At 70.9% G+C, this 22,087-nt stretch carries 18 protein-coding genes; 10 read left to right on the forward strand and 8 right to left on the reverse strand.

The genetic code is table 11. The annotated features are described in order from the left end of the window. Positions 1 to 48: 48 nt before the first annotated feature. From AB0J02_RS13500 to AB0J02_RS13520, 5 genes are all read left to right on the forward strand, one after another. Positions 49 to 513 carry a MarR family transcriptional regulator gene (locus AB0J02_RS13500; protein WP_363193773.1) on the forward strand — a complete coding sequence of 155 codons (465 nt, stop codon included), beginning with the start codon at positions 49 to 51 and terminating at the stop codon, positions 511 to 513. Between the two features lie 126 nt (positions 514 to 639). After that, on the forward strand, positions 640 to 1,437 hold the full coding sequence (locus AB0J02_RS13505; RefSeq protein ID WP_363193774.1) for a GntR family transcriptional regulator: 798 nt from the start codon (positions 640 to 642) through the stop codon (positions 1,435 to 1,437). 1 nt (position 1,438) lies between these two features. Next, complete coding sequence (locus AB0J02_RS13510; RefSeq protein WP_363193775.1) at positions 1,439 to 2,230, forward strand: sulfite exporter TauE/SafE family protein; 792 nt, start codon at positions 1,439 to 1,441, stop codon at positions 2,228 to 2,230. A gap of 90 nt (positions 2,231 to 2,320) precedes the next feature. Continuing rightward, the gene (locus AB0J02_RS13515; protein ID WP_363193776.1) at positions 2,321 to 2,956 is read left to right on the forward strand and encodes an RNA polymerase sigma factor; all 636 of its coding nucleotides are present in this window, start codon (positions 2,321 to 2,323) and stop codon (positions 2,954 to 2,956) included. Continuing rightward, the gene (locus AB0J02_RS13520) at positions 2,953 to 4,053 is read left to right on the forward strand and encodes a CU044_5270 family protein (protein WP_363193777.1); all 1,101 of its coding nucleotides are present in this window, start codon (positions 2,953 to 2,955) and stop codon (positions 4,051 to 4,053) included. Before AB0J02_RS13515 ends, AB0J02_RS13520 begins: the two co-directional genes overlap by 4 nt. Positions 4,054 to 4,102: 49 nt before the next feature. On the opposite strand, the gene AB0J02_RS13525 is transcribed toward AB0J02_RS13520, so the two are convergent. Beyond that, positions 4,103 to 5,002, reverse strand: a complete 900-nt coding sequence (locus AB0J02_RS13525; protein ID WP_363193778.1) for a helix-turn-helix transcriptional regulator — start codon at positions 5,000 to 5,002, stop codon at positions 4,103 to 4,105. A 148-nt stretch (positions 5,003 to 5,150) separates the two neighbouring features. On the opposite strand from AB0J02_RS13525, the gene AB0J02_RS13530 reads away from it, so the two are divergent. Then, the gene (locus AB0J02_RS13530) at positions 5,151 to 6,002 is read left to right on the forward strand and encodes an aldo/keto reductase (protein ID WP_363193779.1); all 852 of its coding nucleotides are present in this window, start codon (positions 5,151 to 5,153) and stop codon (positions 6,000 to 6,002) included. 18 nt (positions 6,003 to 6,020) lie between these two features. On the opposite strand, the gene AB0J02_RS13535 is transcribed toward AB0J02_RS13530, so the two are convergent. The 5 genes from AB0J02_RS13535 to AB0J02_RS13555 all read right to left on the reverse strand — a co-directional run bounded on the left by AB0J02_RS13535 (position 6,021) and on the right by AB0J02_RS13555 (position 12,798). Further along, a complete protein-coding gene (locus AB0J02_RS13535; protein WP_363193780.1) occupies positions 6,021 to 6,263 on the reverse strand; it encodes a GreA/GreB family elongation factor in 243 nt (80 codons plus the stop codon). A gap of 98 nt (positions 6,264 to 6,361) precedes the next feature. Beyond that, positions 6,362 to 7,690: a DEAD/DEAH box helicase gene (locus tag AB0J02_RS13540; RefSeq protein WP_363193781.1), complete on the reverse strand. Its 1,329-nt coding sequence runs from the start codon at positions 7,688 to 7,690 to the stop codon at positions 6,362 to 6,364. 108 nt (positions 7,691 to 7,798) lie between these two features. Continuing rightward, entirely contained in the window at positions 7,799 to 8,779 is a 981-nt protein-coding gene (meaB, locus tag AB0J02_RS13545) for a methylmalonyl Co-A mutase-associated GTPase MeaB (RefSeq protein ID WP_363193782.1), read from the reverse strand. 12 nt (positions 8,780 to 8,791) lie between these two features. Next, entirely contained in the window at positions 8,792 to 10,987 is a 2,196-nt protein-coding gene (scpA, locus tag AB0J02_RS13550; RefSeq protein ID WP_363193783.1) for a methylmalonyl-CoA mutase, read from the reverse strand. Next, entirely contained in the window at positions 10,984 to 12,798 is a 1,815-nt protein-coding gene (locus tag AB0J02_RS13555; RefSeq protein ID WP_363193784.1) for a methylmalonyl-CoA mutase family protein, read from the reverse strand. The genes scpA and AB0J02_RS13555 overlap by 4 nt, the downstream gene beginning before the upstream one ends. Positions 12,799 to 13,039: 241 nt before the next feature. Here AB0J02_RS13555 and AB0J02_RS13560 point away from each other — a divergent pair, with 241 nt between their 5' ends. The 3 genes from AB0J02_RS13560 (at position 13,040) to AB0J02_RS13570 (ending at position 18,153) form a co-directional block, all read left to right on the forward strand. Further along, positions 13,040 to 13,759: a heparin lyase I family protein gene (locus AB0J02_RS13560; protein ID WP_363193785.1), complete on the forward strand. Its 720-nt coding sequence runs from the start codon at positions 13,040 to 13,042 to the stop codon at positions 13,757 to 13,759. Between the two features lie 311 nt (positions 13,760 to 14,070). Continuing rightward, complete coding sequence (locus tag AB0J02_RS13565; protein WP_363193786.1) at positions 14,071 to 17,445, forward strand: CARDB domain-containing protein; 3,375 nt, start codon at positions 14,071 to 14,073, stop codon at positions 17,443 to 17,445. 138 nt (positions 17,446 to 17,583) lie between these two features. After that, on the forward strand, positions 17,584 to 18,153 hold the full coding sequence (locus AB0J02_RS13570; protein ID WP_363193787.1) for a DinB family protein: 570 nt from the start codon (positions 17,584 to 17,586) through the stop codon (positions 18,151 to 18,153). Positions 18,154 to 18,192: 39 nt separating this feature from the next. Here the strand turns inward: AB0J02_RS13570 and AB0J02_RS13575 are convergent, their stop codons facing one another. Continuing rightward, a complete protein-coding gene (locus tag AB0J02_RS13575) occupies positions 18,193 to 20,841 on the reverse strand; it encodes an alpha-L-rhamnosidase C-terminal domain-containing protein (protein WP_363193788.1) in 2,649 nt (882 codons plus the stop codon). Positions 20,842 to 20,984: 143 nt separating this feature from the next. On the opposite strand from AB0J02_RS13575, the gene AB0J02_RS13580 reads away from it, so the two are divergent. Beyond that, positions 20,985 to 21,704, forward strand: coding sequence for a methyltransferase domain-containing protein (locus AB0J02_RS13580; protein ID WP_363193789.1), 720 nt, complete (start codon positions 20,985 to 20,987; stop codon positions 21,702 to 21,704). Here the strand turns inward: AB0J02_RS13580 and AB0J02_RS13585 are convergent. After that, the gene (locus tag AB0J02_RS13585) at positions 21,694 to 22,068 is read right to left on the reverse strand and encodes a PPOX class F420-dependent oxidoreductase (RefSeq protein ID WP_363193867.1); all 375 of its coding nucleotides are present in this window, start codon (positions 22,066 to 22,068) and stop codon (positions 21,694 to 21,696) included. The genes AB0J02_RS13580 and AB0J02_RS13585 overlap by 11 nt on opposite strands. Positions 22,069 to 22,087 lie beyond the last annotated feature (19 nt).

Genomic DNA, 22,087 nt, shown 5'->3' on the forward strand with positions numbered 1-22,087 from the left:
TGATTGGTTGCCAACGCCTTCAGCGATGTCGGGAGTAGTTTCAGCCTCATGACTGCCAACCAGTCCTCCGAGCCCGCGGCCCCCGCCGAGGAAGTCATTCGTGACCGGCTGCGCCATCTGACGCGCCGCCAGCAGCGGTTCGAGCGGTACTTGGGCAGGCAGCTGCACGTCGACCCCGCCGGGCTCGCGGTGATGGATCACCTCGTCAACGTAGGACCGTCGACGCCGAGCGAACTCGCTCGCGAACTCAGCACGTCGACCGCGGCGATGACGCTGGTGATCGACCGCCTCGCGGACGGCGGCCACGTGAGCAGGGAGCGGCACCCCACCGACCGGCGCAAGGTGGTCGTCACGCCCGCGGAGCACTGGGAGACAGCCGCCTTCGAGCACGTCGAGCCGCTGATCTCGGGCATCGCCGAGATCACCGAGTCCATGACGCGGGAGGAGCGGGACACGGTGGCCGCGTTTCTCGAACGGACGGTGCACGCCTACGACCGCGCGACCAGGACGTGACCGGCGTTGCCGCGCGCGTCGGACGCTGAACCCCTGGTCAGGCGTTTGCGCAGGTCGGGATGGGTGGCGTAACCCCGGCGAAACACAAGAGCGCGTACGGTCTGCCGTCTTGGGGAGAGGCGGACGATGGCGGACGGCGGCAACGGATCGATGGCGTACGACGAGAGAGCCGGGCGGGCGTCCCGGGCCCGCCGCGCGGCCGACGTGCTGCGGCAGCGCATCGTCGACGGCGAGTACTCCCGGAACCTCGGCCGTGGTGAGCGCGGGACGCTGCCGGACGAACGCGTCCTCGGCCGGTCACTGGGGGCCTCCCGGAACGTCGTCCGCGAGGCACTGAACCTGTTGCGCGACGAAGGTCTGCTGACCCGGCGGCGCGGCATCGGCACCCAGGTGACGGCTCGTAAGTGCGGCCACGGCCTCGACCGTCTCGTCGGCCTCGCCGAGGAGTTGACCCCGTACGGCACCGTCACCAACGAGGTGCGCGAGGCCCGTGTCGTCCCCCACGCCCCGCCGGCGATCACCGAACGGCTCGGCCTCGCCGAGGGCTGCGAGGCCGTCTACATCGAGCGGCTGAGATTCCTCGACGGCAGCCCGCTCTCGCTCGACTCGACCTGGCTCGCGCCCGACATCGGACGGCCCCTGCTCGATCACTGCCTGACGGGCCGCGACCTGTTCGCGCTCATCGAGGAGACCAGCGGCAGCCGGCTCGGCAGCGCCGAGGTCACCGTGCACGCCGTCACCGCCGAACCGGACACCGCACGGCTGCTGGACGTGGCGGACGGCGCCGCGCTGTTCACCATCGACCGGCTGACGCGCCTGCCGGGCGGCCGCCCGGTCGACGTCGAGTCGCTGCGGGTGCGCGCGGACCGTTTCGCCCTGTGCACCGTGCTGCCGAGGGCCCGGCCGCAGAGGGCGGGCGAGTGAGATGCGCCTGGACACGACGCACCTCGTCCTGCTGGCAGTGGCGGGACTGCTCGGCGGGATCGGCATCACCGCCCTGGGGCCCGGGGGAGTGCTGCCGACCATCGGCCTCTTCCTGTTCACCGGCCTGACCCCGTCCGGGGTCGCGGGCACCGCGATCGTCACCCACGTCGCCACAGGCCTGCTGGGCACGGCCGCGTACGCGCGCTCGGGGCAGCTGCGGGCGGCGGGCACCCGGCGCTGCGCGGCGGTACTGGCCGGCGTCGCCGTGGTCGGGACGCCGCTGGGAGTCCTGTGCAACACCCTTGTCGCGGGGCGGGGGTTCGGGGCTCTGCTGGCGTGCGCGGTCGCGGTCACCGGGATCCTGGTGTGGGTGCGAGAGCGCCGCACCCCGGCGGCATCGGGGGCCGAGGTGACGCGGCCGGACCTTCCCGGCGCCGGTCTCCCCCTGAACCGTACGGTCGTGATCGGTGTCGTCGTCGCGTTCGTGGCGGGCCTGTTCGGCCTCGGGGGCCCCATGCTGAGCGTGCCGCTGCTCGTCGTGGCCGGACTCCCGGTGCTCGCGTCGCTGGCCGCCGCGCAGGCCCAGTCCATCGTGATCGCGAGTGTGGGCACGGTGGCGTACGTCGCCCACGGCGATGTGGAGTGGGGGCCGGCCGCGCTGGTCGGGGTCCCCGAACTGGCCGGGGTGCTGATCGGCTGGCGGATCGCCCGGGCGCTGCCCGCCCGGCGCCTCACGTTCGCGTTGGTCGCGTTCCTGCTGGCCCTGGCGCCGTTCTTGGCACTGCACTCGTGACGTACGTTGTGGCGAAGCCGCCGATGTACGCATGAGGCAGGCGTGGCGCAGGTCACAGGAACTCCGCCGGAGCGGCGGAGAGGTAATGACGTGAGGGACTCAGAAAACGATCTGCGCGAGCGCGTACGCGCGGGTGAACGCGGTGCGTTCGCCGAGCTGTACGAGACGTGCGCCGGCTCCGTCTACCAGCACGCGCTCTGGCTCACCGGCGACTGGGCGACGGCCGAAGACATCATGTCGGAGACGTTCCTGACCGCCTGGCGGGCACGGGAACGGTTGCACACCGAGGGAGGTTCCCTGCGCCCCTGGCTCCTGGGAATCGCCACGCACAAGGCGGAGAACGCCCGCCGCGGACTCCGCCGCCGCGTGGCGTTCCTGGCCCGCCAACGGCACCCGCCCGTGGTCGCGGACTTCGCCCCCGAGGTCGTCGGACGCATCGACGACGCGCGCCGGCTGGACGCTGTCCACGGCGCGCTCGACCGGCTGCGGCGCCACGAGCGCGAAGTACTGACGCTGTGCGTGTGGTCGGGCCTCGACTACCAGCAGACCGCCGACGCCCTCGGCATCCCCGTCGGAACCGTGCGCTCCCGCCTGTCGCGGGCCCGCGCGAAGCTCGCGAGGTTCGCCGACGAGGCGCAGAAGAAATCGGAACCGCGCGCCGCTCGCGGAGAGATGACTGGTGAAGCCGCAATCGCGGCCCTGCCCGTGAGGGAGGAAACGGCATGAACGACGAGACCGACAAGCAGGTGGCCGCGGACGCCGAGGCGGACCGTGACCTCGACATCGCGGAGATCGCTCGGCTGTTGCCGGCCCCGGCCCATGGCGGCCTCTCCCGCGAGCAGCACCTCCGTCACAAGGAACAACTGATGCAGCGCATCGACCACGACCAGGCCGCTTCCAGCCCCCGCCCCGCCCGGCGCCTGCTGCGCCCGGCCTTCCTGGTGCCGGTGACGGCGCTCGCCCTCGGCGGCATCCTCACCGCGGGCATCGTCGTCGCCACGGGCGACGACGCTCCGGCCACCACGGCGACCCAGCGGCACGGCGCAGGCTCCACGCGGCCCGAGACGGTGCTCCTGGACCAGATCTCCGAGGCCGCGAGCAAGAGTGACGCTTTGCAGGTGCGGGACGATCAGTTCGCCTACACCCGGGAGAAGGGCACGGGGGCGGAGCTGAACAGCGGCAAGGCGGTCGTCGGCCCCCTCCAGGAGACCGAGTCGTGGCTCGCGCAGCAGCCGGGCCCGCTCCACAAGCTCGGGGTCAGCAGGACCGACGGCGAGATGTCCGCCGCCAACGCGCAGCTGGGCGACACCGACGGCACACCCGCCGGACTCAGCCGCCCCACCTACCACTGGCTGGCGTCCCTGCCCACCGACCCCGACGAGCTGCTGGCGTACCTGTACGCCAAGACGCCCGAATCCGAAGGGCAGGAGCGCGACCAGGCGGTCTTCGAGACCATCGGCGCACTCGTCGGCGGAGTGATGCCGCCCAAGACGGGTGCCGCGCTCTACCGGGCTGCGGCGAAGATTCCGGGCGTAGCCAAGGCTCCGGACGCCGAGGACGCCATCGGCCGGCGCGGCGTCGGGATCTCCCGCGACGACACGTCCTTCGGCACCCGCACCGAGTGGGTCTTCGACAAGGACGACCTCACCTTCCTGGGCTCCCGCAGCTACCTGGTCAGGAAGACCGAGTACGGCAAGGCCGGGACCCTCATGTCCAGCACGGCCGTGCTCGCTCACGCGGTGGTCGACAAGGCCGGACAGGAGCCCGCGGCCGGCCAGGAAACCCAGGTCGGAGCGGGATCCGGCACCACGCGGCAGAGCTGAGCCACCGGGAGTCGTCCGTACGCGTCGAGAGGGGTCACGGACGGCTCCCTCAGCGTTTCTCCGTGGGGGCCCGCGACGGCTGCGGCGCGGTCATGTCCAGCAGGAGCAGCGCGTCGTGGTCGGGGGTCGCGGGCTCGGCGACATAGACGACGAGGCGCTGGCCCGGGGTGCCCTCCACGTCCATGGACTGGGCGGTGAGGCCGATCGTGCCGACGTGGGGGTGGCGGAAGGTCTTGAGCGCGGTCTTGCGGCCGGTGACGTCGTAGCGCTCCCAGAGCCTGGCGAAGTCCGGGCTCTTGAGCAGCAGTTCACCGACGACGGTGGCCAGGTCGGGGGCGTCGGGCGCGGTCCCCGCGGTGGCGCGCAGCCGGGAGACGCAGGCGCGGACCAGGTTCTCCCAGTCGGGGAACAGTTCGCGGGCGGCCGGGTGGAGGAAGAGGTACCGGGCCAGGTTGCGCTGTTTGACGGGCCAGTCGTCCATCCCCGCGTACAGCGCGAGGCCGCTCGGGTTCCACGCGAGGACGTCCATGCTGCGGCTGACGATGTAGGCGGGCTCCGGCCGCATCGACTCCAGGAGGAGCTTCAGGTGCGGGCGCACCGTGCGGCCCGGCGCGGGCGGCGGTTCGGGCGCGTACCGGGCGGCGCGGGCGGCCAGCTCCCGCAGATGCTGATGTTCCTGGTCGTCCAGGTGCAGGGCGCGGGCGAGGGCGTCGAGGACCGAGGGGCTGGGGCGGGTCTCCTTGCCGCGCTCCAGCCGCACGTAGTAGTCGATGCTGATGCCGGCCAGGGTGGCCAGTTCCTCGCGGCGCAGCCCGGGGGTGCGGCGCAGTCCGGTGCCGACAGTGAGGCCGACCTGTTCCGGGGCGGTCTGGGTGCGCCGGGCCCGCAGGAACCGGCCCAGCTCCATGCCGCCGCCTCCGCCCGTGCTGGTGCTGCGCTCGGATGCCATGGATTCAGTGTCACACCGCACTGACCTGCGCGGCGGCGGAGTGGGGGGCCCTGTCGTTACCCCCGAAGAGCCCGCCCTGCCGCAGGGGGCCGGAAAGCGCGACGGTGGATGTCGCACACCCCCCCCACCTCGGCAACAAGGAAGACTCATGCGGAACGTCACCCTGAACAACGGCGTCGAGATGCCGATCCTCGGCTTCGGCGTCTACCAGATCCCGGCCGAGCAGACCGAGCGGGCCGTCACCGAGGCCCTTGCGGCCGGGTACCGCCTGCTCGACACGGCGGCCTCCTACCAGAACGAGGAAGCCGTCGGCCGCGCCATCAGGAACAGCGGCGTCCCGCGCGAGGAACTGTTCGTCACCACCAAGCTGTGGATCCAGGACGCGCCCGCCGAGCGCAACACCGAGCGCGCCTTCGAGACCTCCCTGAACAAGCTCGGTCTCGACCACCTCGACCTGTACCTGATGCACCAGCCCCTCGGCGACGTGTACGGCCAGTGGCGCGCGATGCAGGACCTGTACCGCGCGGGCCGCGTGAAGGCGATCGGCGTCGCCAACTTCCATCCCGACCGGCTCGTCGACCTGGTCCTCAACAACGAGGTCACGCCCGCGGTCAACCAGATCGAGACGCACCCGTTCTTCCAGCGGACCGGCGACCAGGAGCTCATGCGCGAGCACGGCGTACGGATCCAGTCCTGGGGCGGCTTCGCGGAGGGCAGGAACGACCTGTTCACCAACCCCCTGTTGCGGGAGATCGGCGCCGCGCACGGGAAATCCGTCGCGCAGGTCACTCTGCGCTGGCTGACGCAGCGCGACGTCGTGGCGATCCCCAAGTCGGTCCGCCCCGAGCGCATGGCCGAGAACCTCGATGTCTTCGACTTCGAACTCACCGACGACGAGATGGCGTCCATCGCCACCCTGGACGCCGGCTCGTCACTCTTCTTCGACCACCGCGACCCCGAGATGGTCGCCTGGCTGAGCGGGCGCCGCCTGGACAGCTGAGCCGGATTCTTCAGGCTCTCAGGACGCGTCACCCAGCGACAGCACCTCTGCCGTCGTCTGCCCGGCCGGCGTCCGGTAGCGCACCGTGTCGCCGGCGGACCGGCCCAGCAGCGCGCTGCCGAGCGGACTGTCGTGGGTGATGAGTGTCGCGTCGTCCGCGTTCGCCGACTCGCCGATGTGCAGGGCCTGTTCGGTGCCGTCGGCGAAGCGCAGCGTGACCGTGCTGCCCACCTCGGCCCGGACGTTGGGTTCGCTGGCCATGCCTGCTCCTCGCATACCGGAGAATTAGGGCAAAAGCATCTATCTGCAGCATAAGCGGTAACCGTCCTGGGCGCGGTTCCGCCGACCGGACCCCGTCCTCAGCGCCCGCGCCGCACCTGTGCCGCCTTGCGCGCCTCGGCGAGCTTGCGGGCCTCGCCGGACTTGCGGGACTTGCCGCGCGACGTGTCCTTGGTGGTGCCCAGGCCGCGGAACGGCGTGTTGGTGTTCTTGGCCGGAGGTGTGGCGGGCCCGTCGAGCGGGCCGCCCGAGGGCGCCTTGGCGCCGGTGAGACGGCTCAGCTCCGCCTCGCCCGAGCGCACCTTCGTGACCGTCGGCTCGATGCCGGCGTCGGCCATGACCGTGGTCAGTTCACGGCGTTGCCCCGACAGCACCAGCGTGACGACCCTGCCGGACTCCCCGGCCCGGGCGGTGCGGCCCGCGCGGTGCAGATAGTCCTTCGGATCGGTGGGCGGGTCGACGTTGACCACGAGATCGAGGTCGTCGATGTGCAGGCCACGAGCCGCGACGTTGGTGGCCACCAGGACGGTGAGCTGGCCGCCCTTGAACTGCGTGAGGGTCCGGGAGCGCTGTGGCTGCGACTTGCCGCTGTGCAGGGCCGCCGCGTGCACGCCGTTGGCCCGCAGGTGCCGGGTGAGCAGGTCGACGGAGTGCTTGGTGTCCAGGAACAGCAGGACGCGGCCGTCCCGGGCGGCGATCTCGGTGGCGACGGCGTAGCGGTCGGGGCCGTGGACGACCAGCACATGGTGGTCCATCGTCGTGACCGAGCTCGTCGACGGGTCGGCTTCGTGGACGACGGGGGAGTGCAGGTAGCGGCCCACCAGCTGGTCGACGTCGCGGTCCAGGGTGGCCGAGAACAGCATGCGCTGACCGTCGGGCCGTACCTGGTCGAGCGCCTCGGTGACCTGCGGCAGGAAGCCCATGTCGCACATCTGGTCGGCCTCGTCGAGAACGGTGATCCGTACCCGGCCCAGGCGGCACGCCTTGCGTTCGATGAGGTCGTGCAGCCGGCCGGGAGTGGCGACGACGACATCGGCACCGTCGCGCAGCGCGGCGATCTGCCGGCCGATCGAGATCCCGCCGACGACCGTGGCCATCCGCAGCCCGAGCGCCTGCGCGTACGGCGCGAGCGCCTCGCTCACCTGCTGCGCCAGCTCCCGGGTCGGTACGAGGATCAGCGCGAGGGGCTGCTTCGGCTCCGCGCGCCGGCCGGCCGTCCGTACGAGCAGCGGCAGGCCGAAGGCGAGGGTCTTGCCCGATCCGGTGCGGCCGCGCCCGAGCACGTCGCGTCCGGCGAGGGCGTCGGGCAGCGTGGCCGCCTGGATCGGGAAGGGCTCGCGCATACCGTGCTCGGTGAGGGTGCGCAGCACCTCGGCCGGCAGGCCCAGGTCGGAGAAAGAGCCGTTCATGAAGAGCCTTCCGTAAGGGGAACGTACCGAGGAAGGCCCGGCAAGGTGACTGACCGACGAACTGGGACCGCCCAAACGGTTGAGATTAACACGGACCGGGCGCCCGGCTCATCGGCTCCTGAAGGCGTCGAGAATGCGCTCGGCGGCCAGCGTGGCGGTGAGTTCGCCGGCGCGGACCTGCCGTTCCAGACCGGGCGCCAGGGAGCGGACCGACGGGTCGGCGTGCAGGCTGCCGAGCAGCTCGTCCCGGACCATGGTCCAGGTCCAGTCGACCTGCTGGTCCCGGCGGCGCCCGGCGAGCCGGCCCGAGGAGTCGAGCAGCGTGCGGTGCTGTTCGAGCCGCTCCCAGACGGCGTCCAGGCCAATCGACTCGCGGGCGCTGCAGCTGAGGACGGGCGGCGTCCAGAAGGCGTCCCTGCCGTGCATGAGGCGCAGCGCACCCGCGAGTTCACGCGCGGCGGCCTTGGCGTCGCGTTCGTGCGGGCCGTCCGCCTTGTTGACGCTGACCACGTCGGCCAGTTCCAGGACGCCCTTCTTGATGCCCTGCAACTGGTCGCCCGTCCGCGCCAGGGTCAGGAGCAGGAAGGAGTCGACCATGTTCGCGACGGCCGTCTCGGACTGGCCGACGCCGACGGTCTCCACGAGCACCACGTCGTAACCGGCGGCCTCCATGACGACGATCGACTCGCGCGTCGCCTTGGCGACCCCGCCGAGCGTGCCCGCGGTGGGGGAGGGGCGGACGAAGGCCGCGGGGTCGACGGCGAGGCGCTCCATCCGGGTCTTGTCGCCGAGGATCGACCCGCCGGTCCTGCTGGACGACGGGTCGACGGCCAGCACGGCCACCCGGTGCCCGAGGCCGGTGAGCATCGTGCCGAACGCGTCGATGAACGTCGACTTGCCCACTCCGGGCACCCCGCTGACGCCGATCCGCCGCGCCCGCCCGCTGTGCGGCAGCAGTTCGGTCAGCAACTCCTGGGCCAGCGCCCGGTGTTGGGGGCGGGTGGACTCGACGAGCGTGATCGCGCGGGCGATGACCGCCCGCTTCCCGTCGAGGACACCCTTGACATACGTGTCGAGGTCGATGGCCATGGAGTCACCGGCTCACAGGTCGGTGACCGGACGGTGGCCGAGGTCGGCCGCGAGGCGCTCCACCAGGTCGTGGGCCGCGTCCGGGATGACCGTGCCGGGCGGGAACACCGCGGCGGCGCCCATCTCCAGGAGCGTGGTCACGTCCTGCGGCGGGATGACGCCACCCACCACGATCATGATGTCCGCGCGCCCCTCCTCGGCGAGCGCCTCGCGCAGTGCCGGTACGAGGGTGAGGTGCCCGGCGGCCAGCGACGACACCCCGACGATGTGCACGTCCGCCTCGACGGCCTGGCGTGCCACCTCGCCCGGGGTCTGGAACAGCGGGCCGACGTCCACGTCGAAGCCCAGGTCGGCGAAGGCGGTCGCGATCACCTTCTGCCCGCGGTCGTGCCCGTCCTGGCCCATCTTGGCGACCAGGATGCGCGGACGGCGGCCCTCGGCCCCGGCGAACTCCTCGACGCGGACGCGGGTGCGGTCCACGCTCGGGGACTCGCCTGCTTCGTTGCGGTACACGCCGGAGATCGTACGGATCTGCCCCGCGTGACGCCCGTACACCTTCTCCAACGCGTCGGAGATCTCCCCGACGGTCGCCTTCGCGCGCGCCGCGTCCACGGCGAGTTCGAGGAGGTTGCCCTCGCCGCCCGCGGCCCGGGTGAGGGCGGCGAGGGCGTCCTGACAGGCACTCTCGTCGCGCTCCGCGCGGAGCCTGCGCAGCTTGGCGATCTGCTGGGACCGCACGGAGGAGTTGTCGACCTTGAGGACGTCGATCTGCTCGTCGGTCTCCACCCGGTACTTGTTGACGCCGATGACCGGCTGCCGCCCCGAGTCGATACGGGCCTGGGTGCGGGCCGCGGCCTCCTCCACCCGGAGCTTGGGGATGCCCGCTTCGATGGCCTGCGACATCCCCCCGGCCTGCTCGACCTCCTGGATGTGCTGCCAGGCCCGGCGGGCGAGGTCGTGCGTCAGCTTCTCGACGTACGCGCTGCCGCCCCACGGGTCGATCACACGGGTCGTCCCCGACTCCTGCTGGAGCAGCAGCTGGGTGTTGCGGGCGATGCGCGCGGAGAAGTCGGTGGGCAGCGCGAGCGCCTCGTCGAGGGCGTTGGTGTGCAGCGACTGGGTGTGGCCCTGGGTCGCGGCCATCGCCTCCACGCACGTACGCGTGACGTTGTTGAACACGTCCTGCGCGGTCAGCGACCAGCCCGACGTCTGCGAATGGGTGCGCAGGGAAAGGGACTTGGCGTTCTGCGGGTCGAACTGCTTGACGAGCTTGGCCCACAGCAGCCGGGCCGCGCGCAGCTTGGCGATCTCCATGAAGAAGTTCATGCCGATGGCCCAGAAGAACGACAGCCGCGGCGCGAACGCGTCCACGTCCAGGCCCGCCTCCCGCCCCGCCCGGATGTACTCCACCCCGTCGGCCAGCGTGTAGGCCAGCTCCAAGTCGGCTGTCGCGCCCGCCTCTTGGATGTGATAGCCGGAGATCGAGATCGAGTTGTAGCGGGGCATCCGCTGCGAGGTGTACGCGAAGATGTCGGAGATGATCCGCATCGACGGCTTCGGCGGATAGATGTAGGTGTTGCGGACCATGAACTCCTTGAGGATGTCGTTCTGGATGGTCCCGGCCAGCTTCTCGGGCGGTACGCCCTGCTCCTCCGCCGCCACGATGTAGAGCGCGAGCACCGGCAGCACGGCGCCGTTCATCGTCATCGACACGGACATCTTGTCCAGCGGGATGCCGTCGAACAGCTGCCGCATGTCGTAGATCGAGTCGATGGCCACGCCCGCCATGCCGACATCACCGGTGACGCGCGGGTGGTCGCTGTCGTACCCGCGGTGCGTGGGCAGGTCGAAGGCGACGGAGAGGCCCTTCTGGCCGGCCGCCAGGTTGCGCCGGTAGAAGGCGTTCGACTCCTCGGCCGTCGAGAAGCCCGCGTACTGGCGGATCGTCCAGGGCTGGTTCACGTACATCGTCGGGTAGGGGCCGCGCAGATACGGCGCCACGCCGGGGAAGGTGCCCAGGAAGTCGACGCCCTCCAGGTCCTGACCCGTGTACAGGGGCTTCACCGGGATGCCCTCGGGCGTCTCCCACAGCAGGTCGTCGCCGTCGGCGGCGCCCTTCACCGCACTGCGCCACTCGTCGGCAGCGGTGTCCGGCGCCGGGGTCCCCAGCTCGATCGCGGAGAAGTCGGGAATGCGGGGGGCGGTCATCGGGACACTCCCATGCGGTCGAGCGTGGCGCAGAGCACGGCCACGGCGTCACAGCCGGCGAAGACATAGGTGTCGACCCCGGCATACGATCCCGGGCGGCCGGCGAGGAACACGTGTCCGGCGCCCGCCGCGCGCAGGTCCCGCGCGGTGGCCTCGGCCCGCTCCTCGTACACCGTGTCACTGGAGCACAGGCACACGTCCCGGGCTCCGCTCTCCTCGAACGGGCCCTCGGTGACGGGCTCGATGCCGCCCGCCTGGAACAGGTTGGCCGCGAAGGAGAGGCGGGCGGTGTGCGCGGCGGCGGGGCCCAGAGCGGCCAGATACACGCGGGGCCGGGCGCCGGTCGCGGCGAGATGCGCGTCGGAGCGCGCCCGCAGCGCCTCGAAGGCCTCATCCCGGCGCACCCGGGGCAGACCTCCGGACGGCGGCGCGGGCACCGGCTCACGGATCACGGGCTTCTCGGCCAGCTGCGGGAACTCGCTGACACCGGTGACCGGTTCGCGCCGCGTGGCGAGCTTCTTGCTCCGCGTGGACCAGGTGTCGGCGAGCCGGTCGCGGATCAGGCCGGAGCGCAGGGCGGCGGCCTGACCGCCCGCCCGCTCGATCTGCTGGAAGAACTCCCAGCCCGCGTGGGCGAGTTCGTCGGTCAGCCGCTCCACGTACCAGGAACCGCCCGCCGGATCGATCACCCGGGCGAGGTGCGACTCCTCGATCAGGATGCCGGAGGTGTTGCGCGCGATGCGCCGGGCGAACGCGTCCGGCAGACCCAGCGCGTCGTCGAAGGGCAGCACCGTCACGGAGTCCGCGCCACCGACGCCCGCGGCCAGCGTCGCGATCGTGGTGCGCAGCATGTTCACCCAGGGATCGCGCCGCGTCATCATCACCGACGAGGTCACCGCGTGCTGGAGCTGCGCGCCCGACCGCGGCGCCCCGCACGCCTCGGCCACCCGGGCCCAGAGGCGGCGCGCGGCACGGAACGTGGCGATCGTGAGGAACTGGTCGGCACCGGCGGTGTAGCGGAACTCCAGCTGCGCCAGCGCCTGTTCGACGTCCAGCCCCGCCCCGGTCAGCTCGCGGAGGTAGGCGACGCCGGTGGCGAGGGAGCAGCCCAGTTCCTGCGCGGCCGAACCGCCGGCCTCGTGGTACGGCAGCGCGTCGACGGTCAGTGCCCGCAGCCCCGGGTACCGCTGGGTGCACAGCCGGGCCAGTTCGGTCACCGGCGGGGTCTCGTACGAGTCCCCGGTGCGCGCCTCATGGCCCAGCGGGTCGGCGCCCAGATTGCCCCGGACCGCGTCGGGGGCGATGCCCCTGTCCTCGTAAAGGCGCAGCAGGTGACGCGCGGCGGCATCGGTCTCGGCGCCCGCGTCGAGCACGACGGGGGCCAGATCGAGGAGGACACCGTCGAGGGCGGTGGTGAGGGCCGGGACATCGAAGCCGGTGGAGCCGCCCACCGTCAGCCACAGTGACGTGACGCCGTTCTCCAGATCGGCCAGGACCGGACCGGAGTCCGCGACCGTGTGCCGCTGGCGTACGTCCCAGCCGCCGACCGTGTTCCCCTCGGCGCGGCCACCGCGTACGAAGGGGGCGAAACCGGGCAGGCCGGCGGGGGGAGCGTCGTCGTGGGCCGTGTAGAGAGGGCGGGCGCGCAGCCCGTCCTCCAGCGCGGTGGACAGAGTGTCTTCCGCCTCGGGAGCCGAGACTTCCTTGCCCGACTTGCGCAGCACACCGGCGACCAGGTGCTGCCATTGCTCATGTGTCGCGTCAGGGAACTCGGCTGCCAGGGAAAGCCCGTCGTCAGGCAGGACCGTCATGCTCGGATGCTAGGTCAGATCCGCAGACGAGCAGCAGGTGGCGCGGGTGTGACCTTGTTCTCCTTGCCTGCCGGGCGTCGAGCCTCTATCGGCGGGGCAGGGCGACGACTCCCCTAGGTCAATCGATCGATTCGATCAATTCGGAACAAATGATTGAGCGTTGCGAACGAAACGACTACAACAGTGCGCAACTCATCCACTGAGCCGAGCCGTTCGACCGGAGATCCTGAGAGGTGACCACATGCACCGCACCCCACTGCGTGCCTGGGCCTGTACCGCCGCCGCGGCCGCGTGCGCGACCGTCCTGACGACATCCCCCGCCCAGGCGTCCGTGATCTGGGACGCGGACGCCTCCCAGGGCGTCGGCGTCTTCGTGACCACGCTGTGCGACAGCCCGGGAAGCGTCACCACGGGCGACTGGAACGACGGCCACGGAGCGTTCTTCAAGTTCAACAAGCCCATCGGCACGCCGCGTTGCGAAGGTCACAGCGTCCGGACCGCCGGCGGCGAGTACACCTTCAAGGACCACAGCACTTACTGGTTCGGCTGGGACTCCATGACGAAGACCGGCGACGCGCAGACGGTCTTCCAGTGGAAGTCCAACGGCACGAACGACCAGAACAGCCAGAACTACCCCGTCCTCATGAAGGTCGAGGACGACCAGCTCAAGGCCTGGTACGTGGGCCCGGGCGAGACCTGGATCTCGATCGGGACGACGCCCTGGACCGCGGGGGAGTGGCACTCCGTACAGCTGGGGATCACCACGGACTCGAGCGGCGCCGGCACGCTCTCCGTCTACAAGGACGGCACCGAATTCGCCTCCCGGACCGGCGCCCGCACCTGGGACGACCTGGGCAACAAGCCCCGCTGGGGAACGTATTTCGGCACGGACGACAGCACCGCCTCCATCAACTGGGTCGCGGGCCTCGCCATGGGGACCACCCGCGCCGACGTGGACTGATCTGACAACGCCTTCCACGTGAGGTGCCGCGCAATATGTGAATTGCGCAGAGCAAAATATCGACCAGCATGCAGGGCTGGTGGGCAAGGGGACCATGCCCACCAGCCCTGCTGCGTGCGGTGGAATCGTGTCACGCCCGTTGACAACCCGACCTCCTGAGGCGAATCTGTCCTCGAAACTGCGCAAAAAATCAACAGATCAACTCAATACTTGGATGACGGGCCGGTGGTGCGCGCCGTGCCGGGCCTCCGAGGACCCCCTCTAGGAGCGTCATGACGGGAATGACCATGACGGGAATGACCATGACTGGAATGACAGGGGCACGTCATAGATGGCGTTGGCTCGCCGGCCTGGTGACGGCAGGGCTGCTGACCGTCGGCCTGGTACCGACGGCAGCACAGGCCGCCGCGGCGGAACAGAACGTGGCGCTCGGCAGGCCCGTCACGGCGGCGGGAGCCCACGACGGCTACCCCGCCGGCAATCTCACCGACGGCAGCCAGGCCACGTACTGGGAAGGGCCGACCGGTTCGTTCCCGCAGTGGGCGCAGATCGACCTGGGACGTACGGTCGACATCGACCAAGTGGTGCTGAAACTCCCCGCCTCCTGGGAAGCGCGTACCGAGACCGTCGCCGTCCAGGGCAGCTCCGACGGGCGGGACTTCACCACCCTCGCGGCCGGGGCGAAGCGGGCCTTCGCCCCCGGTTCCGGCAACAGCGTGGCGGTCGGCGTCTCGGCCGAGACCCGGTACGTACGGGTGCAGATCAGCGACAACTCCGGGTGGAACGCCGCCCAGTTGTCGGAGGTGGAGGTCCTGGGAACCGACGGCGGTTCGGACCCGGGGGACCCGCCGCCCGCCGGGACCAATCTCGCCCTGCGCAAGCCGATCGAAGCGACCTCGACGACGCAGAACTACCTCGCGACCAACGCCGATGACGGCAGCACCGACACCTACTGGGAGGCGAGCGGCCAGTCGTCCTCGCTGACCGTGAAGCTCGGCTCCGACGCCGACCTGTCCGGTGTCGTCGTCAAGCTCAATCCGAACGCCGCGTGGAGCACCCGCACACAGACCATCCAGGTCCTGGCCCGCAAGTCGGGCGCCACCGACTTCACCTCCCTGAAGGACCGCGCCGAGTACACCTTCAACCCCTCGGGGAACCAGAACACGGTCACCATCCCGGTCACCGGCCGCTACGCGGACGTACGGCTGCAGTTCTCCGGCAACAGCGGAGCCGGCGGCGGACAGGTCGCCGAGTTCGAGGTCGTCGGCACGGCCGCACCCGCTCCCGACCTGACGGTGACCGGTCTGACGTGGTCGCCCGCGTCACCGTCCGAGGCGGACGCCGTCACCGTCGAGGCGACGGTCCGCAACGCCGGCACCGCGGCGGCCCCCGCCAGCACGGTGGACGTCAGCCTCGAAGGCACGGTCGCCGGCAGCGCCGCCGTCGGGGCCCTGGCCGCGGGCGCGTCGGTGAAGGTGCCCGTCAAGGTCGGCGCCCGCCCCACGGGCAGCTACAGTGTCTCCGCGGTCGTCGACCCGACGGACGCCGTCGCCGAACTCGACAACTCGAACAACAGCCGCAACGCCGACGCGAAGCTGGTCGTCAAGCAGGCACCCGGCCCCGACCTGGAGGTCACCGGGATCGCCACCACCCCGGCCAACCCGGCCGTCGGCGCGAAGGTCACCTTCGCCGTCACCGTGCACAACCGCGGCACGAGCCCGGCGCCCGCGGGCACCGTCACCCAACTCACGGTCGGCGGAGCCACCTTGACCGGCACCACGGACAGCATCGCCGCCGACGCCTCGGCCACCGTGGCGATCAGCGGCAGCTGGACCGCCACCAACGGCGGAGCCGCACTCACCGCGACCGCCGACTCGACGAACAAGGTCGCCGAGACGAACGAGACCAACAACACCTTCGCCCGGACCCTGGTCGTCGGGCGCGGCGCGGCCGTCCCCTACACCGAGTACGAGGCGGAGGACGGCCAGACCAACGGCACCCTGCTCACGACGGACGCCAAGCGCACCTTCGGGCACACGAACTTCGCCACCGAGTCCTCCGGCCGCAAGTCGGTACGTCTCAACTCCACCGGCCAGTACGTCGAGTTCACCTCGACCACGCCCTCGAACTCGATCGTCGTACGCAACTCCATCCCCGACGCGGCCGCGGGAGGCGGACAAGAGGCGACGCTCAGCCTCTACGCGAACGGGACCTTCGTCCGCAAGCTGAACCTGTCGTCCAAGCACAGCTGGCTCTACGGCACCACCGACGATCCGGAAGGCCTGACCAACCGGCCCGGCGGAGACGCCCGCCGCCTCTTCGACGAGTCCAACGCCCTGCTCACCCAGACCTACCCCGAGGGCACGAAGTTCCGGCTCCAGCGGGACAGCGGGGACACGGCCGCCTTCTACATCGTCGACCTGGTCGACCTGGAGCAGGTCGCCGCGCCGGCGGCCAAGCCCGCCGAGTGCGTCTCCATCACCGAGTACGGAGCCGTGCCCAACGACGGCATCGACGACGCGGACGCCATCCAGCGTGCCGTGACGGCCGACCAGACGGGCAAGATCCCCTGCGTGTGGATCCCGGCCGGACAGTGGCGCCAGGAGAAGAAGATCCTCACCGACGACCCGCAGGACCGGGGCCAGTACAACCAGGTCGGGATCCGCGACGTCACCCTCAAGGGCGCCGGCATGTGGCACTCCCAGCTGTACTCCCTCATCGCGCCGCAGGACGCGGGCGGCATCAACCACCCGCACGAGGGCAACTTCGGCTTCGACATCGACGACAACACCAAGATCTCCGACATCGCCATCTTCGGCTCGGGCACGATCCGGGGCGGGGACGGCAACGCGGAGGGCGGCGTCGCGCTCAACGGCCGCTTCGGCAAGGACACCAAGATCACCAACGTCTGGATCGAGCACGCCAACGTGGGTGCCTGGGTCGGCCGCGACTACTCCAACATCCCCGAACTGTGGGGCCCCGGCGACCGCGTCGAGTTCAACGGCGTACGCATCCGCGACACCTACGCCGACGGCGTCAACTTCGCCAACGGCACCCGCAATTCGACGGTCTACAACTCCTCCTTCCGCAACACCGGCGACGATGCCATGGCCGTATGGGCCAGCAAGTACGTGAAGGACACGTCCGTCGACGTCGGCCACGACAACCACTTCCGCAACAACACCGTCCAACTGCCCTGGCGGGCCAACGGCATCGCGGTCTACGGCGGCTACGGCAACACCATCGAGAACAACCTGGTCTCGGACACCATGAACTACCCCGGGATCATGCTCGCCACCGACCACGACCCGCTCCCGTTCTCCGGGACGACCCTGATAGCGAACAACGGCCTGTACCGGACCGGCGGAGCGTTCTGGAACGAGGACCAGGAGTTCGGCGCGATCACCCTGTTCGCCCAGGGTCAGCCCATTCCCGGCGTCACGATCCGCGACACCGACATCCGCGATTCCACCTACGACGGCATCCAGTTCAAGACGGGCGGTGGTGAGATGCCCAATGTCCAGGTCAGCAACGTGACCATCGACAAGTCGAACAACGGGTCGGGCATCCTCGCCATGTCCGGGGCCCGGGGCAGTGCCACGCTGACCGGCGTCACCATCACCGGCTCGGCGCAGGGCGACATCCTGACCGAACCCGGCTCGCAGTTCGTCATCAAGCAGGGCTGATCCCGGCCCGTCCCGAACCTTCGTCGCCGGCGTGTCCGACGCCCCGCTGTCCACGCCGGCGACGAAGCTCGGCGGAGTTCTCTCATGGAAGCGAAGAACTCCGATAAGAAGTGGCGAGCCGGGGCCGCACCGTCGACCATGGCTCGCATGACTGACCAGCCCGCACGATGGACCCGCTCGACCATCTACCCCGACATGTGGGCCGACCCGGACGACGACCCGCGCGAGAGCGACGGGCCCGAACCGGAGGGCGAACTCGCGACGCTCCTCGATTACCTGTCCGGCTACCGCGCGACCCTGCGGATGAAGTGCGAGGGCCTGGACGCGGAGCAGCTGGCCCGTCGGTCGGTGCCGCCGTCGACGATGTCCCTGCTCGGGCTGGTCCGCCACCTCGCCGAGGTGGAGCGGGACTGGCGCGGCTGGATCACCCACGACGACCCGCTGCCGAAGCTGTACGGCAAGCGTGACGCGGACTTCGACCAGGCCGTCGCGGAACAGGCCGTGGTCGACGCCGCCTACGCGGATCTGGAACGCGAGCAGGCCGCGACCGACGCCGCGCTGGCCGCCCACCCGGACCTGGGCGCGCGCCCAGGGAAGGACGGGATCTCGATCAGGAGCCTCATGGTGCACCGGATCGAGGAGTACGCCCGCCACTGCGGGCACGCCGACCTGTTGCGCGAGTGCGTCGACGGGAGGGTGGGCCAGTGACGGGGATTCCCCCGAGGCGCCTCCCTCCCGCCGACGATGTCAGGCCTTCCGCGCGGCGGTGAAGGTGTGGGTCCCCTCGCCGAGGGACGCGACGCAGACGCGGCCGTCGGTGACCCGGACGGTGCGGTGCGAGGCGCGCCGCCCGTCCCACACCTTCGTGCGCCCTTCGCGGACGGTCAGCCGTCCGGGCTCGCCCGGCAGCGCCAGCGATCCGCTGGTCCCGCGGGGCACCCGCACGGTCACCGAGAACCCCGACCGGGAGTTCTCCCACTCCACACTCAACGGGCCATGTGGAGTGGGGAGTTGCCCCTGGGCCCAGTCGACGTCGCCGAGGTTCGGGCGCACCGTCCAGGTGGCGTACCCCGGTGACAGGGGCCGGGCGCCGAGGAGTTGATGGGTGAGCGCGGGCAGTACGCCCGTCGACCAGCCGTGCGCCATGCTCGTGTACGCGTCCTCGTACAGTGAGCCGCCCGGGCCGATGCCCTCCCAGTGGGTGATGCCGGGATCGTGGCGGTCCATCCACCCGTATGTGCGCCGGATCTGGTCCAGCGCGGAGTCGGCCCGCCCGGTCTCGAACCTGGCGACGATCTCCGGGTAGGACGTGAACGCGTACACGCGCTGCGACGCGCCGTCGAAGATCGTGTCGTTGTCCATGAAGGCGTTGCCGTACGGCTGTTGCGTGGTGGCGTCCAGGTGGGCGAGCGCCGACGCGGCCCGCCCGGCGTCGGCGACCTGCGCGGTGATGGCGATGGAGTTGCCGTCCTGGGCGTGGCGCACCGGACCCGTCGAGGAGTCGAGATAGGCGCCGGCCTTCTCGTCCCACAGATGCGCGTTGACCGCGGCGGCGACGTCGGCGGCCCGCTTCTCCCAGCGGCCCGCGTCGTCCGCGTGCCCCAGGTAACGGGCCAGGCGGGCGGCGTCGCCGAGTGCCTGGACGTAGTTGACGTTGTAGTAGGTGATGCGTCCCGTGCGATCCAGGAAGGCGTAATCCCCGTACTCACCCGTGCCGTTGAGCCCTTTGCTGAGCAGTCCGGCGTCGTCGGTGACGCTCGGGTACCAGGTGTCGAGCACCTTCAGGAGGTTCGGGTAGTAGCGCGCCGCGTACGCCCGGTCGCCCGTGTACAGCACGTAGTCCCAGCTGCACGTCACCCACCACAGCGGATAGTCGAACAGCGGCAGCGTGTAGTTGTTGATCGAGGCGGGTGGTATCCATCCGTCGGCGCGCTGGTGCTCGGCGAGATCGGCGAGCACGTTGCGCGCGGCGGCCGCCGCGTCGTCGTGCGTGAGGTACAGGGTGCGCGCGGACACGGCCAGGTCGCCGACGTACGGATCACGGTCGCGCTTCGGCCCGTCGTGCAGGACCAGTTGGCCCTCCAGGGAAGCGCTCCACGCGTTCCGTGGATCGACGTCGTCGCGCCGGAAGGTGTCGGTGACGAGTTCGTTCGTGTACGAGGCCCCGTACCAGTAGCGGTTCAGGTCGTCGTCGGAGCACAGGAACCAGCCGCGGTACGTGCTCGGCGTACCCAGGTAGGCGCTGAACTCCAGGCTCACGGAGTCCACTTCGACCGTTCCCCAGGGTTGCGCGGCAGGGGCGTCGGACGCCAGCGCGTCCAGGGTGATCTTGAGATAGCGGAAGCCGTGCAGCCCGTCCGCGAAGACCTTGTCGCCGGCCTGGAAGCCCTTGTGGTCCAGCCAGTCGGCGCCCCCGGCGGGCACCGCGAACTGGTCGGTGCCGCGGCCCGTCCCGCCCGCCTGGTCGGAGCGGGTGAAGTCGCTGCGGTCGGTGAGGAACCGCTGCGTCTCGGAGAAGGCGACGCGGACGCCGGGGGAGTTGTCGGAAGCCCCGGCGAACCGGATGCGCGGGAAGCCGACGACGACCTTGCCGAAGTCCACGGTCACGCTGGGCGGTTCCACCGCCTCGACCGCCTCGGGCCACACCTCGTTGATCCGGGTGAACGCGCCCTGCTGCGTGTCCTGCACGCCCGTCACCGTGATGCGGACCTTGGAGGCGGGGAGCGGTGTCGCGAAGGGCACGGCGCACTGGATGACATCGTTGTCAGACTGCGTGGCGGCGCGGTGCCACGCAGCGTCGTGCCACACGTCGACCGTGAAGTCGGTCGGTACGCCGTCGCTGTTGGAGACCACCGTGATGCCGGACAGCTCGCGCTCGGCGGGCAGCGTCACGGTCAGAATGTCGGGGAAGGCGCCCTGGGTGTCGTCGTTCCAGAACGTCTCCGGGTCGCCGTCCACCGCGTGCGAGGCGTCATAGGTCCGGGGCTGACCGTCGCCCCCGCTGTTGCCCGCGTGGGTGGAGGAGGCCTCGGCCGTGGTGCCCTCGGGCCAGCGGGGAGCCGGGGCCGGCTGCGGCCGGCGCAACACGGTCGGGGCGCCGCCCGGCTTGAGCAGGCCCTCGGGCCGGGCGACCCCGCCCGTGGAGGCGAGCGTGCGGACCGGGCGCACGGTGCGGGACGACGGAGCCTGGACATAACGCTGCCAACCGGTGCCACCGCGCGGCGGTTCGGCCCCGGGGAGCTGTGCGGTGACACCGCCGGCCGGTGTCGCGGCCGCCGTCGGCGCGTACGGGAGTCCGGCCGCGGTCAGGGCCGCGGCCGCCGCGCCGGCGGCGAGGACGGTACGTCTGGCGGGGCCGGGCGGGGGGACGTTCTCGGCAGGGCGGCTCGACGTCATGGCGCCTCACTTTTCAGTGACGTGGTGTGGGGATGAAACGATTCATTCCCGGTGGCCGAGGTGACGCTATCCCAGGAGCCCTTCTCCGTACAGATGTTGAGCAACGGGTGAGGGAACGGATGGCCGGTGCGTAACCTGCGGTCGTGGCGACAGAACGAGACACGGACAGCGCAGACATCACAGGCGGCACGGACGCCCCGGGCGCGTGGGTGGAGGACACCCGGAGGTCGTACGACACGGTCGCGGTCAGCTACGCGGAGCGGACGCGCGATCTGCTGGACGAGACGCCGGTGGAACGCGCGGTCATGGCGACCTTCGCCGATCGGGTGCGCGCGGTCGGCGGGGGCCCGGTGGCGGATGTCGGCTGCGGCCCGGGGCGGATCACGGCCCACTTGCGCGGACTCGGCGTGGACGCGTTCGGGATCGATCTGTCACCCGGGATGGTCGAGGTGGCCCGGCGCGATCACCCCGGCGTGCGGTTCGAGGTCGGTTCCATGACCGAACTCGACCTCGCCGACGCCTCGGTGGCGGGCCTGATCGCCTGGTACTCGCTGATCCATGTACCCGACGATGAGGTGGGCCGGGTCCTCGCGCAGTTCCGGCGGGTGATGCGGCCCGGCGCCCCTCTGCTGCTCGGCTTCCACGTCGGCGACGAGTCGCAGCTGAAGACAGAGGGGTACGGCGGACATCCGATGAAGGTCCACGTCCACCGGCGGCGGCCCGACCGGCTGGGCGCCCGGCTCGACGGCGCGGGCTTCACGGTCGAAACACACGAGACCCTCAGCTCGGCCGAGAGCACGCTCGGGGGCATCCTCCTCGCCACGCGCAGGACCGATGACCGGCGAGGGCCGCTCACAGGGTGACGGCGATGCCGATGTTCGGCTTCTTCCGTACGCGCAGGACCTTGAGGAACCCGTTCCCGATCCGGGACAGGACGTACCTCTTGGCGATGAGGGCCTGGGCGGCCTCGGTTCCGGCCTCGTCGAGCAGGTCGGCGGTGCCGGAGAGCGTGGCGGCGTCCGGGGCGGTCCGGCCGCGGACGTCGCAGGCGGTGACCGTCACGGCGCTGTTGTTCCGGAGCCGCTTGACCTTCCAGGAGTCGGCGGGCGTGATCACGAGCAACTCGTGCTCGTCGCGCGCCACATGCCACACGGGGGTGGCGACCGGGGTCCCGTCCTTCCGGTAGGTCGTGAGACTGATGTACTTGCTGCGGCGGATCTCGTCCATGGCTGACACGCCCGGAGTC

It is taken from the genome of Streptomyces sp. NPDC050264 (assembly GCF_040655895.1).
GTDB lineage: Bacteria > Actinomycetota > Actinomycetes > Streptomycetales > Streptomycetaceae > Streptomyces.